The organism is Streptococcus suis (assembly GCF_019794555.1).
Lineage (GTDB): Bacteria > Bacillota > Bacilli > Lactobacillales > Streptococcaceae > Streptococcus > Streptococcus suis_AB.
On the sequence record NZ_JAIMEP010000001.1, the window covers coordinates 76,973 to 92,399 of the forward strand.

20 protein-coding genes and 1 pseudogene are annotated in these 15,427 nt (G+C 42.8%); 19 read left to right on the forward strand and 2 right to left on the reverse strand.

Annotated features, from left to right (window positions below; translation table 11 throughout):
• The first annotated feature begins 2 nt into the window (after window positions 1-2).
• The 6 genes from K6V48_RS00410 to K6V48_RS00435 all read left to right on the forward strand — a co-directional run bounded on the left by K6V48_RS00410 (window position 3) and on the right by K6V48_RS00435 (window position 3,012).
• A complete protein-coding gene (locus K6V48_RS00410; RefSeq protein ID WP_222367164.1) occupies window positions 3-188 on the forward strand; it encodes a DUF2273 domain-containing protein in 186 nt (61 codons plus the stop codon).
• A gap of 22 nt (window positions 189-210) precedes the next feature.
• On the forward strand, window positions 211-714 hold the full coding sequence (locus K6V48_RS00415; protein WP_222367166.1) for an Asp23/Gls24 family envelope stress response protein: 504 nt from the start codon (window positions 211-213) through the stop codon (window positions 712-714).
• A gap of 22 nt (window positions 715-736) precedes the next feature.
• Window positions 737-934 (forward strand): CsbD family protein, encoded by a 198-nt coding sequence (locus K6V48_RS00420; protein WP_105126577.1) that lies wholly within the window; start codon window positions 737-739, stop codon window positions 932-934.
• 46 nt (window positions 935-980) lie between these two features.
• Window positions 981-1,505, forward strand: a complete 525-nt coding sequence (locus tag K6V48_RS00425; RefSeq protein WP_105126576.1) for an Asp23/Gls24 family envelope stress response protein — start codon at window positions 981-983, stop codon at window positions 1,503-1,505.
• Between the two features lie 139 nt (window positions 1,506-1,644).
• Window positions 1,645-2,292 (forward strand): GntR family transcriptional regulator, encoded by a 648-nt coding sequence (locus K6V48_RS00430; RefSeq protein WP_105126575.1) that lies wholly within the window; start codon window positions 1,645-1,647, stop codon window positions 2,290-2,292.
• Between the two features lie 15 nt (window positions 2,293-2,307).
• Window positions 2,308-3,012 carry an HAD family hydrolase gene (locus tag K6V48_RS00435; RefSeq protein ID WP_222367168.1) on the forward strand — a complete coding sequence of 235 codons (705 nt, stop codon included), beginning with the start codon at window positions 2,308-2,310 and terminating at the stop codon, window positions 3,010-3,012.
• Window positions 3,013-3,585: 573 nt separating this feature from the next.
• On the opposite strand, the pseudogene K6V48_RS00440 reads toward K6V48_RS00435, so the two are convergent.
• Both K6V48_RS00440 and K6V48_RS00445 read right to left on the reverse strand, forming a co-directional pair.
• Window positions 3,586-4,419 (reverse strand): annotated as a pseudogene (locus K6V48_RS00440) (transposase); the annotation flags it as partial.
• A 219-nt stretch (window positions 4,420-4,638) separates the two neighbouring features.
• The gene (locus tag K6V48_RS00445; RefSeq protein WP_261311006.1) at window positions 4,639-5,010 is read right to left on the reverse strand and encodes a MurR/RpiR family transcriptional regulator; all 372 of its coding nucleotides are present in this window, start codon (window positions 5,008-5,010) and stop codon (window positions 4,639-4,641) included.
• A 104-nt stretch (window positions 5,011-5,114) separates the two neighbouring features.
• On the opposite strand from K6V48_RS00445, the gene ybeY reads away from it, so the two are divergent.
• The 13 genes from ybeY to smpB all read left to right on the forward strand — a co-directional run bounded on the left by ybeY (window position 5,115) and on the right by smpB (window position 15,172).
• The gene (gene ybeY, locus K6V48_RS00450; protein WP_222367177.1) at window positions 5,115-5,612 is read left to right on the forward strand and encodes an rRNA maturation RNase YbeY; all 498 of its coding nucleotides are present in this window, start codon (window positions 5,115-5,117) and stop codon (window positions 5,610-5,612) included.
• Complete coding sequence (locus K6V48_RS00455) at window positions 5,593-5,994, forward strand: diacylglycerol kinase family protein (RefSeq protein ID WP_024392025.1); 402 nt, start codon at window positions 5,593-5,595, stop codon at window positions 5,992-5,994. The genes ybeY and K6V48_RS00455 overlap by 20 nt, the downstream gene beginning before the upstream one ends.
• Before the next feature lie 16 nt (window positions 5,995-6,010).
• Window positions 6,011-6,910 (forward strand): GTPase Era, encoded by a 900-nt coding sequence (gene era, locus K6V48_RS00460; RefSeq protein WP_222367178.1) that lies wholly within the window; start codon window positions 6,011-6,013, stop codon window positions 6,908-6,910.
• A 436-nt stretch (window positions 6,911-7,346) separates the two neighbouring features.
• Window positions 7,347-7,823: an NUDIX hydrolase gene (locus K6V48_RS00465; protein WP_172017056.1), complete on the forward strand. Its 477-nt coding sequence runs from the start codon at window positions 7,347-7,349 to the stop codon at window positions 7,821-7,823.
• A 93-nt stretch (window positions 7,824-7,916) separates the two neighbouring features.
• Complete coding sequence (locus K6V48_RS00470) at window positions 7,917-8,474, forward strand: DUF1697 domain-containing protein (RefSeq protein WP_172017055.1); 558 nt, start codon at window positions 7,917-7,919, stop codon at window positions 8,472-8,474.
• Between the two features lie 51 nt (window positions 8,475-8,525).
• The gene (locus K6V48_RS00475; RefSeq protein WP_172090161.1) at window positions 8,526-8,963 is read left to right on the forward strand and encodes a GNAT family N-acetyltransferase; all 438 of its coding nucleotides are present in this window, start codon (window positions 8,526-8,528) and stop codon (window positions 8,961-8,963) included.
• Between the two features lie 276 nt (window positions 8,964-9,239).
• Window positions 9,240-10,067 carry a DNA-formamidopyrimidine glycosylase gene (gene mutM / locus K6V48_RS00480; protein WP_222367180.1) on the forward strand — a complete coding sequence of 276 codons (828 nt, stop codon included), beginning with the start codon at window positions 9,240-9,242 and terminating at the stop codon, window positions 10,065-10,067.
• A complete protein-coding gene (gene coaE / locus K6V48_RS00485; protein ID WP_222367184.1) occupies window positions 10,060-10,662 on the forward strand; it encodes a dephospho-CoA kinase in 603 nt (200 codons plus the stop codon). Before mutM ends, coaE begins: the two co-directional genes overlap by 8 nt.
• A complete protein-coding gene (locus K6V48_RS00490) occupies window positions 10,649-11,854 on the forward strand; it encodes a multidrug efflux MFS transporter (protein ID WP_222367187.1) in 1,206 nt (401 codons plus the stop codon). The genes coaE and K6V48_RS00490 overlap by 14 nt, the downstream gene beginning before the upstream one ends.
• A complete protein-coding gene (rpmG, locus tag K6V48_RS00495) occupies window positions 11,854-12,003 on the forward strand; it encodes a 50S ribosomal protein L33 (RefSeq protein WP_012775228.1) in 150 nt (49 codons plus the stop codon). Before K6V48_RS00490 ends, rpmG begins: the two co-directional genes overlap by 1 nt.
• 46 nt (window positions 12,004-12,049) lie before the next feature.
• Entirely contained in the window at window positions 12,050-12,283 is a 234-nt protein-coding gene (gene secG / locus K6V48_RS00500) for a preprotein translocase subunit SecG (protein ID WP_105126555.1), read from the forward strand.
• A 49-nt stretch (window positions 12,284-12,332) separates the two neighbouring features.
• A complete protein-coding gene (gene rnr, locus K6V48_RS00505; protein ID WP_222367188.1) occupies window positions 12,333-14,702 on the forward strand; it encodes a ribonuclease R in 2,370 nt (789 codons plus the stop codon).
• 2 nt (window positions 14,703-14,704) lie between these two features.
• A complete protein-coding gene (smpB, locus tag K6V48_RS00510; RefSeq protein WP_024396797.1) occupies window positions 14,705-15,172 on the forward strand; it encodes an SsrA-binding protein SmpB in 468 nt (155 codons plus the stop codon).
• Window positions 15,173-15,427 lie beyond the last annotated feature (255 nt).

A 15,427-nucleotide genomic window follows, 5' to 3' on the forward strand; every position in this document is an offset into this window, starting at 1 on the left:
ACATGAGAGAATTTGAACGTTGGAAATACCCCATTATCGGTGCGGTTGCAGGATTGCTTTTGGCAGTCTTGCTCCTAACACTTGGTTTTCTCAAAACCTTGCTGGTTCTTGTTTTGGTAGTTGCCGGTGCAGGAGTGGGGTATTTGGTACAAAAGTCGGGTATCTTGGGATACCTGATGAGAAAGTAAATGCGACATCGGAGGAATAAACATGACAGAAATCAAAGAATTATCTGCAATCAGAGGTGAATTGACCTACGCTGATAAAGTCATCGAAAAAATGATTGGCATTGCCTTGGAGTCAGTGGACGGCTTGCTAGCGGTTAGTGGGGGGTTCTTCGCGAACTTGAAAGACAAATTGGTCAATAGCGATGAGCCGACGACAGGCGTCAATGTTGAAGTTGGTAAAAAACAAGTTGCTGTGGACTTAGCGATCGTTGCGGAGTACAAGAAACATTTGCCGACGATTTACAAGGACATGAAAGCCATTATCGAGTCAGAAGTCAAAGCGATGACAGATTTGGAAGTTGTTGAAGTCAATGTCGAAGTTGTCGATATTAAAACACGGGCTCAATTTGAGGCAGACTCCGTTAGCCTACAGGATATGGTAACGGACGTTGCTAGCTCTGCGGTTGGATTTACGTCAAACCAAGTAGACAAGGTTTCTAATGGAGTAGACAACTTGACAAGTGGCAAAGAACCACGCGTCATTTAAGTGAATATAGGAGGAAAAAATTATGTCAGTAGAAAAATTTGATGCAAAAAAAGATGAATTTGTTGGAACAGCAAAGAAAGTTGCTGGTAAAGTGACTGGAGATAAAGAGTTGGAAAATGAAGGTAAGGTTGAAGAATTAAAAGGTAAAGCAGAATCCATTTTAGCAGATGCAAAGGATGCTGTTAAAGGTGCCTTGAATGGTATCAACAATCCAAAATAACGAACGAAAAAATAGTAAAGTAGCAAAGAAAGTAGAGTAAAAAAATATGACACAAACAAACGCAAAACAAACAACGGCAATGAAGGGGACTGTAACCTATGCAGACCAAGTGATTGAGAAGATGATTGGTCATGCTTTGCAACATGTACCAGGTCTCTTGGCTGTTAGTGGTGGATTTTTCACAGACATTAAGAACAAATTGGTCAACAGCTCAGATGTTCGCGAAGGTATCAACGTTGAAGTCGGTAGCAAACAAGTTGCAACGGATTTGAAAATTGTGGTAGAATATGGAAAAGATATTCCTGAAATCGTCGAAACAATGAAGTCTGTTATCGGTGCCGAAGTGAAGAAGATGACACACTTGGAAGTGGTGGAAGTTAATGTTGAAGTTGTGGATATTAAGACACGTGAAGAGTTTGAGGCAGAATCTGTAACCTTACAAGATCGTGTAGCTAGTGCTACTCAAGCTACAGGTGAAGTGATTGCCGATCAAGCTAGTAAAGCTGGTGATTTTGTCACAACTCAAACAGAAGTGGTAAAAGATAAACTTGAATCATCACGTGTTCAATAATCACGTTCGCAGTTAGGTGCGAAAAGAGACAACTAGCTAGGTAAAAGATGTGTTATCCAGCTAGACGATAGGAGTGAGATAATCATTACAGTGAGATGATGACATCTCACTTCTTTTTCAGTTTGAAAGGAGAACACTTATGCCAAATCGTAAGATGGTAAAAGCATCAAAATATCAGCAAATTGCAGTTGGAGTTGCTCAAAGGATCGTGAGCGGGGAGTATGAAGTGGGTGAACGAATCAAATCTCGTTCTACATTAGCCAGTATGTTTGGTGTTTCGCCTGAAACGACTCGAAAAGCCTTGAATATATTGGCGGATTTGCACATTGTGTCGGTTAAACACGGGAGCGGTGCCATTGTTCTATCCAAAGAAAAGGCTCATGATTTCTTGGATAATTTCGAAATGACCAATTCATTGGTTACGCAGAAAGATCGGATTCTTGAAAAAATGGATGAACAGGAGCTCATGCTGAAAGAATTGCGTGGTATGGTTTCTGTTTACCTAGATCAGACCAAGCGTGTCCAAAAAAAGTATCCCCTTGAACCATACGGTTTAAAGCTGACGTCGGATTCTGATTTGTTGGGGAAACAATTGACTGAAATCCGAGTTTGGCATCATACTGGTGCAGTCGTTGTTGGTATTGAACGCAACGATGAATTGTTGATTTCCCCTAGTCCTTATCAGACGCTTGAAAAGGATGATTTAGTCTACTTTGTCGGTGAGGAAGAGAGTTACACCCGGATGAAGAATTTATTTGACTTGCATCCAGAAAATCCTGAACAATAACAGGTGAAGCAGCGGATGAAAGCTTTAATTTTTGATCTTGATGATACTCTCTATGACCAAATTCAGCCCTTTCAGCGGGCCTTGGAACGTCATTTGTCCGTGCCAGCTGACCTATTGGATCAGCTTTATCTGGATTTTCGCAAGCGTGCAGATGAGGTTTTTGAGGCTACTGCAACTGGTAAAATGAGTTTACAGGAAAGCCATATTTACCGGATGAAACAAGCCTTGGCGGACAATGGTTATCAGGTGTCTGATGCGCTGGCTTTGACCATTCAAATTGATTATGACTATTTCCAAGGTCAGATTGAGCTCGCCCCCATTTTCCCAGAAATATTTTCAGTGTGTAAAGAGCATGGAATTGCAATTGGCATCATTACAAATGGCCCCTATAGGCATCAGTTAAGAAAAATTCGTACCATGGGTCTATTTGATTGGTTTGAACCGGAAAACGTTCTTATTTCTGGACAAATCGGGATAACCAAACCCAACCCTGTTATTTTTCACCAAATGGAAGGGCGAACGGGGGTAATTGCTGAGAAGTCGTATTATATCGGAGATTCGTTTGAAAATGATGTGGTGGGCGCAAAAGCTGCGAACTGGAAGGCAATTTGGTTCAATCATCGCAAACGCCCACTTCCATCCAGCTCTGTTTCAGCAGATTCCATAATCTCCGAATGGGAAGAACTTGTACCTGCGATTAAACAATTGTTAAACCAGTAAATGCTGGTTCAGATTGAAGAAAAGAGGCTGGGCAGAAAGTCCAGCCACGCTTCTCAGAGTTCGTGTTAACATCTTAGCGCAGTGGTTGATTGGCTTTAACAGTCTGGGAGACTGTTAAAGGTAGGAGATAAGATTTGCACAGCAAATCTCAGCAGTTCGTGTTTTACACTCCTAATCTGACCACTATGGCTAATGCGAACTTTGTTCGCTATATCTCCAGCCTCCAAAGGTTCGAGGAACCATTGGAGCTATGCGGGGGTAGGAGTTTAAAAGGTCTGGGAGACCTTTTAAAGTGGGAGATATAAGCTGACGGTAGTCAGCTCACATAAATTGATGTCTGGGGATAGACAGTTACAGCTCAACAACTTAAAACGAAAAATTGTTGACGAACTCTTTTTCTACCATTTGTCAAGCCTATCAAGGTGTTTGATGAAAAATATTTTGAGTTCAGTAGTCAAAATAAGTAAATTGTTTTATTTTGGACTAAAGTTTAGTGTAAAAAGTGCATACAAAACCAACACCTTATGTTGAAATTTTTTGATAAGGTGTTACAATGATAGAGCATAAACAGTTTTACCGATTTTGGGTTGAAGCGTAATCGTAAAGTTTGTTATGCGTTATGAGGTAATACATTGTCCGAATGAGACGATGTATGGAGATGGAGGCAATCGTGTGCGGCTTCGTTGAAGTCGTTTGCGATTGTCTTTTTCGTTTCTCATAAAAGTCTGCGATATGGCAAGGATTGGTGTGACTAGCTGAAGCGATATTGTGAATACATTTGAACAGAATCTTTCTAGTGTAGGGATTGCCACGCTTGGTAATGTGTTCCTTAGCGAGGAAGTTACCAGATTCATAGTGTCTCAGGTCAATACCGATAAAGGCATTGATTTGATTGGCAGACTGAAAACGGCGAATATCTCCCAGTTCACCAATAATACTTGTTGCAGCAGTCTCAGCTATTCCAGGAATAGAGAGCAGAATGTCATATTCAGGTAATGGCTGAGCTAGTTCCACCATTTCGTCTAAGACTGCCTGTCTCTGTTCAGAAAGTCTAAGCAATTCTTTTGTATAGTAACGGACCTCTTCCAGCATTGGAGAGGTTTTCTTGACAGCACAGTAAGACTGATTTGCTAGTGCTATAAGTTTCTCAGCTAAGTAAGCCACAAGTTTGTCAGAAAGTCGTTTTGAAGTGGACTGACGGATGCTCTCTGAGAGTTCATCCTTGCTTAAGTCAAGCACGAAGTCCTTGCAAGGAAAAGCTATAACTAAGTTCCAGTATTGTTCACCAGTTGGTGTTGATAAGATAGCCTCCAACTCTGGGAAAGTGACCTGTAAGACCTTGTGCAGGCAGTTTTTAGCCCGAACAATGTCCTCAGTTAAGTTCTGATAGAATCGACTTAAATCTCGCCGTTGACTAGAATGGCCACTTCTGAACTTACCTTACTCACATCAATCCCAAAAACTGAACGCATGATATTACCTCTTTGTCTTGAATGATTCCTTGTTTTAGTGATGTCATTTTCAATACTCGACGTCTGGCATCCCACATACTTTGATAACATTCTTTCTAAAACAGGTATCTTGACAGTTTTTATTGCGACGTCTAGTGTCAAAAAGCCCCACGACTTAACAAGACACCTCTACTTTATCATAAAGAAAAAATAGTGAGTACTCTCTCCCGTCGGAGATTTCTTCACTACTAATCTTAGTATGTTTAGTTAGGCTACGCTGAATATGGTCGAAATGTTTTAACAAATGCTGGTGATCTTTTTGATAGGTGAAAACAAATTCTCTATAACCTGAGAAACCGCATTTTTTAGCGAATCGTGTGAGTGCAGATGGTGAAACGTGAAGAGCGGCTGTAATGAACTCCAATGTTAAATCTGCATCAACAGGATCCAATTGCGTGAAATAGCGGGCAATTTCTTTTTCCAACTCAGTCATTTTATCAATATTAGACTCAATAATGGCAATGATATTTTTTTCTGTTGCTATCATAGTGACTTACCCTTTAGTACGATGGTTTGTAATCATTATACCATAAAAATCCGCTTTCTTCCCTTTTGTGGTATAATGGACTTGTATAGAAGGAATGTAATAAGATGTATATTGAAATGGTAGACGAAACAGGAAAAGTTCCTGTGAAAATGCAAGAACAAATCACAGAATTGCTCCAATTTGCAGCTGAAAAAATCGGTAAACAAAATAAAGAAATGGCTGTGACATTTGTAGATAATGCCCGTGTGCATGAAGTAAATTTGGAATATCGAGGCATTGATCGCCCCACAGATGTGGTTAGTTTAGAGTACAAACCCGAATCAGAAATTGTCTTTGATGAAGAAGATTTGGTGGACAATCCTGAATTGGCTGAAATGATGGAAGATTTTGATGCCTATATTGGTGAATTGTATATTTCAATTGATAAGGCGCGTGAACAGGCTGAGGATTATGGACATAGCTTTGAGCGTGAAATGGGATTTTTAGCCGTACATGGTTTCTTACACATCAATGGTTACGATCATTATACGACAGAAGAAGAAACTGAGATGTTTGGTTTACAAGAAGAAATTTTAACTGCTTATGGACTTACACGAGAATAATTCAAAAAATCGGTGGAAAAACCGAGAATTGATGTCGAGTCTGGATTTTGCTGTATCAGGACTCATTACCGCTTTTAAAGAAGAGCGCAATATGCGTAAGCATGCTGTATCGGCTATATTAGTCATCTTGGCAGGCTTGGTTTTCCAAGTATCGGTGACAGAGTGGCTATTTCTTTTGTTGAGTATCAGCTTAGTTATCGCCTTTGAGATTGTCAATTCTGCCATTGAAAATGTGGTGGACTTGGCTTCTGATTATCATTTTTCCATGCTGGCCAAAAATGCAAAAGATATGGCGGCAGGGGCAGTCTTATTTGTATCAGGATTTGCATTACTAACAGGGCTCATTATTTTTGTGCCTAAAATTTGGAATTTTATATTTTAAGAATGAAGGAGAATTCATGACATTTAAGTCAGGATTTGTGGCGATTTTAGGTCGTCCAAATGTAGGAAAATCCACTTTCCTCAACTATGTAATGGGGCAAAAAATTGCCATCACGAGCGACAAGGCTCAAACCACCCGTAATAAGATTATGGGGATTTATACCACGGATGAAGAGCAAATTGTTTTTATTGACACGCCAGGAATTCACAAGCCCAAGACAGCTTTAGGAGATTTCATGGTGGAGTCTGCCTACAGCACCCTTCGTGAAGTGGATACGGTACTCTTTATGGTGCCAGCCGATGAAAAACGAGGCAAGGGCGATGATATGATAATGGATCGTCTCAAACAAGCCAAGGTTCCAGTCATTTTAGTGGTTAACAAGATTGACAAGGTTCATCCGGACCAGCTTTTGGAACAGATTGATGATTTCCGTCAACAGATGGACTTCAAGGAAATTGTACCAATTTCTGCTACCCAAGGGAACAATGTCAACCGACTCATGGAAATTCTCAAGGAAAACCTGGACGAAGGATTTCAATATTTCCCTGCGGACCAAATCACTGACCATCCCGAACGTTTTTTGGTGTCTGAGATGATTCGTGAGAAAGTCTTGCATCTGACTCGTGAGGAAATTCCGCACTCAGTTGCCGTTGTCATTGAGTCCATGAAACGCGATGAATTTACCGACAAAGTCCACATTCGCGCGACGATTATGGTAGAGCGTGATAGCCAAAAAGGCATCATCATTGGTAAGCAAGGAGCTATGCTCAAGAAAATTGGCTCCATGGCCCGTCGTGACATTGAATTAATGCTTGGTGACAAAGTCTTCCTCGAAACCTGGGTTAAAGTCAAGAAAAACTGGCGAGACAAAAAACTCGACCTCGCTGACTTTGGGTATAATGAGAAAGAGTATTAAAAACGTCCGGGGGACGTTTTTAACCCGAGCTTGAAAACTAGAGGGCGAGGTAGTCCGGGGGAGTGAAACAGTCTAGGAATAGACTGTTTCAGCTGGTCACCTAGAAATGTGAAAGTGACCATTTGAAAAACCCGAGCTTGAAAACTAGAGAGCGTGGTAGTCCGGGGGAGTGAAACAGTCTGGGAATAGACTGTTTCAGCTGGTCACCTAGAAATGCGAAAGTGACCATGTGAAAACCCGAGCCAAGAAATTGGAGAGCGAGGTAGGTCCAGTGGACGTGTTCGACGTTTCTCACATCATTCGATCATAATGATGTGAGAAACTAGTAAGTCGCCTAGGCAATTCCGTTGAGAATTGCCATTAGTTGAGTAGCATTTCAATGCACTTAATTTTGGCGAGTTGAGCCCGTTCTTGACAACAGAAAAGTGAGGCAAGCATGACACAAGATTATATCTCCTTTATCCGCTCAAAAGTGGGGCATGAGAAGATACTATTGAATTTTGCTGGGGGAATTTTAGCCAATGGAGATGGGCACGTTCTCCTTCAACTCCGCGGTGATAAGAAAACGTGGGCCATCCCGGGAGGCACAATGGAGCTTGGCGAGAGTTCCTTGGAGACTTGCAAACGTGAATTTTTGGAAGAAACTGGAATTGCCGTTGAGTCGGATGCCTTGCTCAATGTCTATACTAACTTTGAGGAAATCTATCCCAATGGTGATGCGGTGCAGACGGTTGTCTTTATTTACAAGTTGCGCGCGATTTCCGACTATAACATTGCGGATTTTAGCAATGAAGAAACCCTGAAGTTGAAATTTTTCTCGAAGGAAGAAATTGCACAGTTGGACAGCCTATCTGCAAAACATCGCCTAATGCTGGATGAATATTTCGCAAATGACTTTAAGATGGGGCATTGACGCATTCGTGTGTAAAAATACCAGCCAATGTGACGGTTAAATAGACAGAAGATGGCGACCATCTTTCTGTTTTTTAGAATAGTTGGAGGTTCTATGGTTCACTATACTCTTCTTTTGCGAGGGGTTAATCTAGGAAAAGAGAATAAGGTTATTATGCCAGTGTTAAAGGAACAACTTGCCAGTATTGGTCTACTCCAAGTCGATTCTTATATCAACACGGGAAATCTTTTTTTCTATTCAGATAGACCGAAAGTTGATTTGGTTCAATCTCTTGCGGATTTATTGCAGAGCCAGTATGATTTCGAAATTCCGTTTGTATTGTTGGAAAGTTCGACAATTATTGAGGACGCGGATTGTCTACCTCACTGGTGGCAGGAAGAAAATTACAGATGTGATGCCCTTTTCTATTTGCCAAACTGTTCTAAAGAGATGCTTGCGGATCAGCTAAAGGCTTGGCAGTTAGGAGAGGAAGAGTATCATATTGGTGAAACAGCCCTCTTTTGGCGGGTCGCCACCAAGGAACATTATACTAAAACAGCTCATGCCAGAAAGATTATGACCAAGCCTTTTAATCAAGCTATTACGCTGAGAAATGCCAATACCTTCAACAAGATAGTAGCGCGTCTCCAGTCCAGAAATGGGGAAATATGAGAACAGGTATTAGACGGGGGCAATTGTATGTTTGTCACCAAGGGGAAAAGTATGTCAATTAAATCTGTCACAGAACAAACAGTTTCGGTTTGGGTTTCATTTGCAAGCAGGGTTTGGCAGACAGATGAACAAGTTTTGCAAGAACAATTTACTGAGGGCAAATTTCCCTTTGAGTTTCTTTACTATTCTCCATCAAACATAGCGGTGGCTTGGATAAGTTTGTCACTACGTCATGATTATGTGGAAGGCTGTCAGTTTAGTCCAGTTGCCTATTTAGAAGGAATTTTTATTAGTCCGAATTACCGTAGTCAAGGGATTGCGGAAGAACTGTTGCATTTTGCACAAGGTTGGGCTAAAAGCCGTGGAATAAGCCAACTGGGGTCTGATGCGGAATTAGATAACCTACTTAGTCAGAATTTTCATATCAAGCATGGCTTCCGTGAAGTTAGCCGAACAGTTCACTATGTTCGAGATTTGAATAGTGAATAAAAGTATGTCTACCACACATTTAGTTAAGAAAGGAAAGCCGACTAGGTGTTGTCTTGAACTCGCCTACGACTCTTTGAAAAAAGACAACCGTGACCTAGGTGCCGTAGCACCGTCGGTCAGGTTTCTATTTGCTTTGTAATTTTGTTAGAAAGGACGAGTGTTGCGTACTTGAACCCGAGCTAAAAGCTCGGAAAATAGATAGAGCTCCTTGTGTGCAAGTCACACAGCGTCGCTCTCCTAATTTTCAGTCGCTTTTTACGCTCTTGGTATCCTATATTGCCCGAGTTACCAGAGGTGGAGACGGTTCGTCGTGGTTTGAATCGGTTGGTTAAGGGGAAGGTCATCACCAAGGTGGAGGTGACCTATGCTCCGATGGTTAAGACTGGTGTTGACGTATTCTGTCAGGATTTAATTGGTCAAGAAATACAGCATGTGGATCGTCGTGGCAAGTATCTGTTAATCTATCTGACGGATTTTGTGTTGATTTCTCATTTGCGTATGGAAGGAAAATACAACTATTTTTCAGAAAAAATTCCGAAAAATAAGCATTTTCATGCCTTTTTTACATTTTCAGATGGGTCGATGCTGGTTTATCAAGATGTTCGCAAGTTTGGGACCATGGAATTGCTTGGGAAAGCGGATGTTGAGGCCTATTTTCTCAATCGAAATCTTGGTCCTGAACCGACAGAGGAAGATTTTGACTTGGAGGTATTCAAGACCAAACTGGCACGTTCCAAAAAACCTATTAAAGCCCATCTCTTGGATCAGTCTTTAGTGGCTGGTTTGGGCAATATCTATGTAGACGAGGTTTTGTTTAGAGCTATGATTCATCCAGCTCAAGCTAGTTGTCGACTTACGGAGAAACAGGCAGAAGACCTGCATCAAGCTGTAATCGCAGTGTTGCAATTAGGGATTGAAAAGGGTGGTTCTACGATTCGAACATACAAGAATGCCTTGGGGATGGATGGAACCATGCAAGATTATTTTCAAGTTTATGGAAAGACAGGACAGGCTTGTCCTCGCTGCCAGACAGAGATTGTGAAAATCCAGTTGGGCGGACGGGGGACGCATTTCTGCCCCACGTGTCAGGTAAAACATGACTAAAATTATCGGTTTAACAGGCGGAATCGCCTCTGGAAAATCAACGGTCACAGCTTTTTTACGAGAACAGGGCTATCCAGTCATCGATGCGGATGCGGTCGTGCATGAATTGCAAGCAAAGGGTGGTAAACTCTATCAGGTTCTTGTCGAAGAGTTTGGTAATGCAATTCTAACGGCAGAAGGGGATTTGGATCGGAAAAAATTAGGTCAAGTAGTTTTTGAGAATGCTGGGCTAAGAGCACATTTGTCTCATTTACAGGACCAGATTATCAGGGAGGAATTGTTGGCCAGAAGGGATGCTCTCAAGCAGACCGAGCCAGTGGTTTTCATGGATATCCCTTTGCTCTACGAGGTGGATTATAGCGGGGAAGTGGATGAAGTCTGGCTTGTTTATGTCGATAAGGCGCAGCAGTTGGAACGGCTTATGAAGCGAAATGGTTTTTCTGTTCAAGATGCTGAAAATCGACTGAATGCGCAGCTTTCTTTAGAAGAAAAACGAGCAAAGGCACAGGTATTAATTGATAATAGTGGTGCGGTCGAGGAGACGTTTGCAAGGGTCGAACTACTTTTGGAGGATTTGAAGGATGGACGACAGTAGTAGTTATTGGAAACAGAATTTAAAGGTGGCATGGTTGGGGAATTTCCTGACGGGAACGAGTTTTACCTTGGTCATGCCGTTTATATCAGTGTTCGTGGAAGAATTGGGTGTAGGGCCTGGTTTGGTGGAGTATTATGCGGGGCTTGCTGTGTCTACGAATGCTCTTGCAGCGGCCTTGATGGCACCGATTTGGGGGAGTTTGGCTGACCGCTATGGTCGCAAGCCTATGATGGTTCGGGCGGCTTTTGCTATGATCTTTACCATGGGCGGGATGGCTTTTGTTCCCAATGTTTTCTGGCTTCTTATTCTTCGTGTACTTAACGGTGTTTTTACGGGTTATATCCCAAATGCGACAGCCTTGATTGCTAGCCAGGTTCCGAGAGATAAGACAGGTTATGCCCTAGGTACCTTGTCAACTGGGGCTGTGGCAGGGAACTTGATTGGACCAACTCTTGGTGGGGTTCTAGCGGAGATTTTTGGAGTTCATACAGTCTTCTTGTTGGTTGGGCTTCTTTATGCTATAGTAGTATTGTTGACCGTTTTATATATTCGGGAAGACTTTGTTCCTATCAAAAAAAGTGATGCGATGCCGGTCAAGGATTTGTTTGCTCAGATAAAAGATCGACAAATGCTGGTTGGACTTTTTGTGACCTCCATGATTATCATTGCTGCGGCACAGACGGTAGTACCTATCCTAACCCTCTACGTTCGCCATTTGGGGCAAACCGATAATCTGCTCTTCGTGGCTGGCTTTATCATTTCCTTGCCAGGGATGGCATCCTTAATGACCTCTGGTTATCTAGGAAAGTTGGGGGATCGTATAGGTAATCATCGTCTCTTGTTAATGGCCTTGACCTATAGTTTATTGATAAACGTCTTCTTTGTGTTTGCGCAAAATCCTTTTCAATTAGGATTGCTTCGTTTTCTCTATGGATTTGGGACAGGGGCTCTCTTGCCTTCTGTCAATTCATTACTGACCAAGTTGACACCGAAAGAAGGGATTTCAAGAATATTTTCTTATAATCAGCTCTTTAATAATTTGGGAACTGTAGTTGGGCCGATGATGGGTTCAGCAGTTGCTGCCCATATGGGCTATGATTGGGTCTTCTACCTATCGTGTGGACTGGTCCTCTTTAATCTAATCTGGTCCTTAACCAACTTTAGAAATTACTTGAAAGTAAGGGATATTTAGTGAGAGTTAAAATCAATTTACAGTGTTCAGAGTGTGGTAGTAAAAACTATCTGACCAGTAAAAATGCCAAGACCCATCCTGATAAGATTGAGGTCCTAAAATACTGCCCAAAAGAGAGAAAAGTTACACTCCATCTTGAAACCAAATAAATTTTATGCTATAATGAATGGAGTTATTGTAGAAAGAGAAAAAAATATGTATCAAGCATTATTAACCATTCTGTTGATTTTATCTGTTATTCTTATAGCCGTGATTTTTATCCAACCAGCAAAAAACCAATCAAGTAACGTTTTTGATGCTTCAAGTGGAGCCCTCTTTGAGCGTACAAAAGCGCGTGGTTTTGAAGCCGTTATGCAGCGTATTACAGCCATACTTATCTTTTTGTGGTTGTTAGATGCTGTTGCGCTAGTAATCATTTCTAGTAAGTAGATAGACAGACTGGGACTTGTTCTTGGTCTATTTTTTTAGTAAAGGTAAGATGAAAAACGAAATTATTAACTATATTAAAGAAGTTGGGCCTGTGACCATGGACCAATTAGCGGATCAGTTTGGAGCTGGTTCTGCTAAGAGCTTTACCGATTTGGTCAAGATGGTTTCTTCTATGGAAGGACAGCGGAAACTGGTTTTCGACCAAGATGGAAGAATTGCTCTTCCAGCGCCCAAGGTTACTAGAAATCGAGTAACCTTGCAGGGCATTTTCCGTGCCCACAAGTCAGGCTTTGGCTTTGTGACCATAGACGAGGAGGAAGATGATCTCTTTGTCAGTCGTGACGATGTCAACTTTGCTATTGAGGGTGACAGAGTTGAGATTGCAATTAAAAAGGTTGCAGATCGTCTCAAGGGAACTGCCGCAGAAGCGGAAGTCATTGATATTTTAGAACATAGCCTGAAAACTGCGGTTGGCTTGATTGTTTTTGACGAAGATAAGCCAGAATATGCAGGCTACATCAAGTCAAAAAATCAGAAAATCGCTCAGAAAATCTACATCAAGAAGTCACCTTTGGTATTGACCGGAACGGAAATTCTCAAAGTTGACATTGAAGCCTATCCAAACAAGAAACGGGACCACTTTGTTGCGACCATTCGGGACGTGGTGGGCCACAAGGACGATGTGGGGATTGATGTCTTGGAAGTTTTGGAATCCATGGACATCGTGTCGGAGTTTCCGGATGAAGTCTTGGCAGAGGCCAATCGAGTACCAGAAAGTCCATCTGAGAAGGACTTTGAAGGCCGCTTGGATCTGCGAGATGAAATCATCTTCACTATCGACGGTGCTGATGCCAAAGACTTGGACGATGCGGTCCATATCAAGCAACTCAAGAACGGCAATCTTGAGCTGGGTGTCCATATCGCTGATGTCAGCTACTATGTGACGGAAGGCTCAGCCTTGGATCAAGAGGCCATCAAGCGTGGGACTTCTGTCTATGTGACTGATCGTGTGGTGCCAATGTTGCCAGAACGTTTGTCAAATGGTATTTGTTCCCTTAATCCAAATGTGGATCGCCTGACCCAGTCGGCTATTATGGAAATTGACCGTAAGGGCAAGGTGGTCAAGCACTGGATTGGTCAGACGGTCATCAAAACGACCTTCCGCATGACCTATTCCGATGTCAATGACATGATTGCGGGCAATCAGGCAAAGCTGGCTACATACAAGGCGATCGTGTCAAGTGTAGAGCTCATGGTCAAACTCCATGAGACGCTGGAAGCCATGCGCTACAAGCGTGGGGCTCTCAACTTTGATACAGCTGAAGCTAAAATCATCGTCAACAAGGATGGTCTGCCAGTCGATATTCAACTGCGTCAGCGGGGTATTGCTGAGCGGATGATTGAGTCCTTCATGTTAGCAGCCAACGAGTGCGTTGCCGAGCATTTTGCCAAGCTTGACCTGCCTTTTATTTATCGGATCCACGAGGAGCCTAAGTCAGACAAGTTGCAGAAGTTCATCGACTATGCGACCAGCTTCGGTCTGACGGTCTATGGCACGGCCAGCTCTATCAGCCAGGATGCCCTTCAGGACCTTATGGAGCGGGTCAAGGATGAACCCTATGCGGATGTCCTCAACATGATGTTGCTACGTTCCATGCAGCAGGCGCGTTACTCAGAGCACAACCACGGCCATTACGGACTGGGTGCGGAGTTTTACACCCACTTCACCAGTCCTATCCGCCGCTATCCTGACTTGCTGGTTCACCGTATGGTGCGGGAATATGGTCACAATCCTGCGGAAAAAGCAGAGCATTTTGAGCAGGTCATTCCTGAGCTTGCCAAGTCTTCGTCCAGTTTAGAACGCCGTGCCATTGAGGCAGAGCGGGAAGTCGAAGCTATGAAGAAGGCAGAATTCATGCAAGAATTTGTCGGGCAAGAGTTTGATGGTGTCGTGTCTAGCGTGGTCAAGTTCGGTCTCTTTGTAGAGTTGCCAAATACCGTTGAAGGCCTGATTCATGTTACCAATCTCAACGAGTACTACCAGTTCCACGAGCGGACTCTGACCTTGCAGGGTGAGAAATCTGGTCGTGTCTTCCGTGTCGGTCAGCCAATTCGTATCAAGCTAACGCGGGCGGACAAGATGACAGGGGAAATCGATTTTGCCCACGTGCCGTCCGAGCTGGATCTTGTCGAGAAGAATCTAAAGGCGAAACGGAAAACAGTGAGTCATTCAAACCGCGATCGTGATGATCGGTCAGGGAGAGGACGGGGCAAAAACCGTAAAAAGGAAGCTGTTGGTCGCGACAGCGGACGTCACAAGTCTGGAAAAGACCGCAAATCTAAGTCTGGAGCAACTGACAAGAAAAAGAAACCATTTTATAAAGAAGTGGCGAAAAAGAATAAGAAGAAAAGGAGATAGGTATGGCCAAGGGTGAGGGCAATGTGATTGCGCAGAATAAAAAAGCCCGTCACGACTATACCATTGTGGATACAGTGGAGGCGGGGATTGTCCTGACGGGGACAGAGATTAAGTCCATTCGTGCGGGGCGGATCAACCTTAAAGATGGTTTTGCCCAAATAAAGAATGGTGAGGCTTGGTTGGTTAATGTTCATATCGCTCCCTACGATGAGGGCAATATCTGGAATCAAGAGCCAACACGAACTCGCAAGCTTCTCCTGCGAAAGAAGCAGATTGCAGATTTGGGGAATGAAGTCAAGGGAACTGGGATGACCCTTGTTCCTCTCAAGGTCTATATCAAGGACGGCTTTGCCAAGGTCTTGATTGGGCTTGCTAAAGGGAAGCATGATTACGACAAGCGGGAGTCAATTAAACGTCGTGAGCAAGACCGTGATATTAAGCGGACCATGAAGGCGATCAATAATCGATAAGAACTGGGAGAAATCCTGGTTTTTCTTCTACGAATGAACCCTCACACTCTTCGAAAATCAAAGTCAGACGTTGTTGACTTGATTAGATGAGTGTCAAGCTCCAGTGGAGCTTGAGAGCCTGTTCCCTTGAAATATAAAAGGGACAGAGTTCAATTTATGTCAAAGCGAAATGAACTACGCTCGCCTATTTCCAACCTCTAAAGGTTCTCCGAACTTTAGAGCAAGTCAGATTTTGATTTCCATTGAGTATCAGAG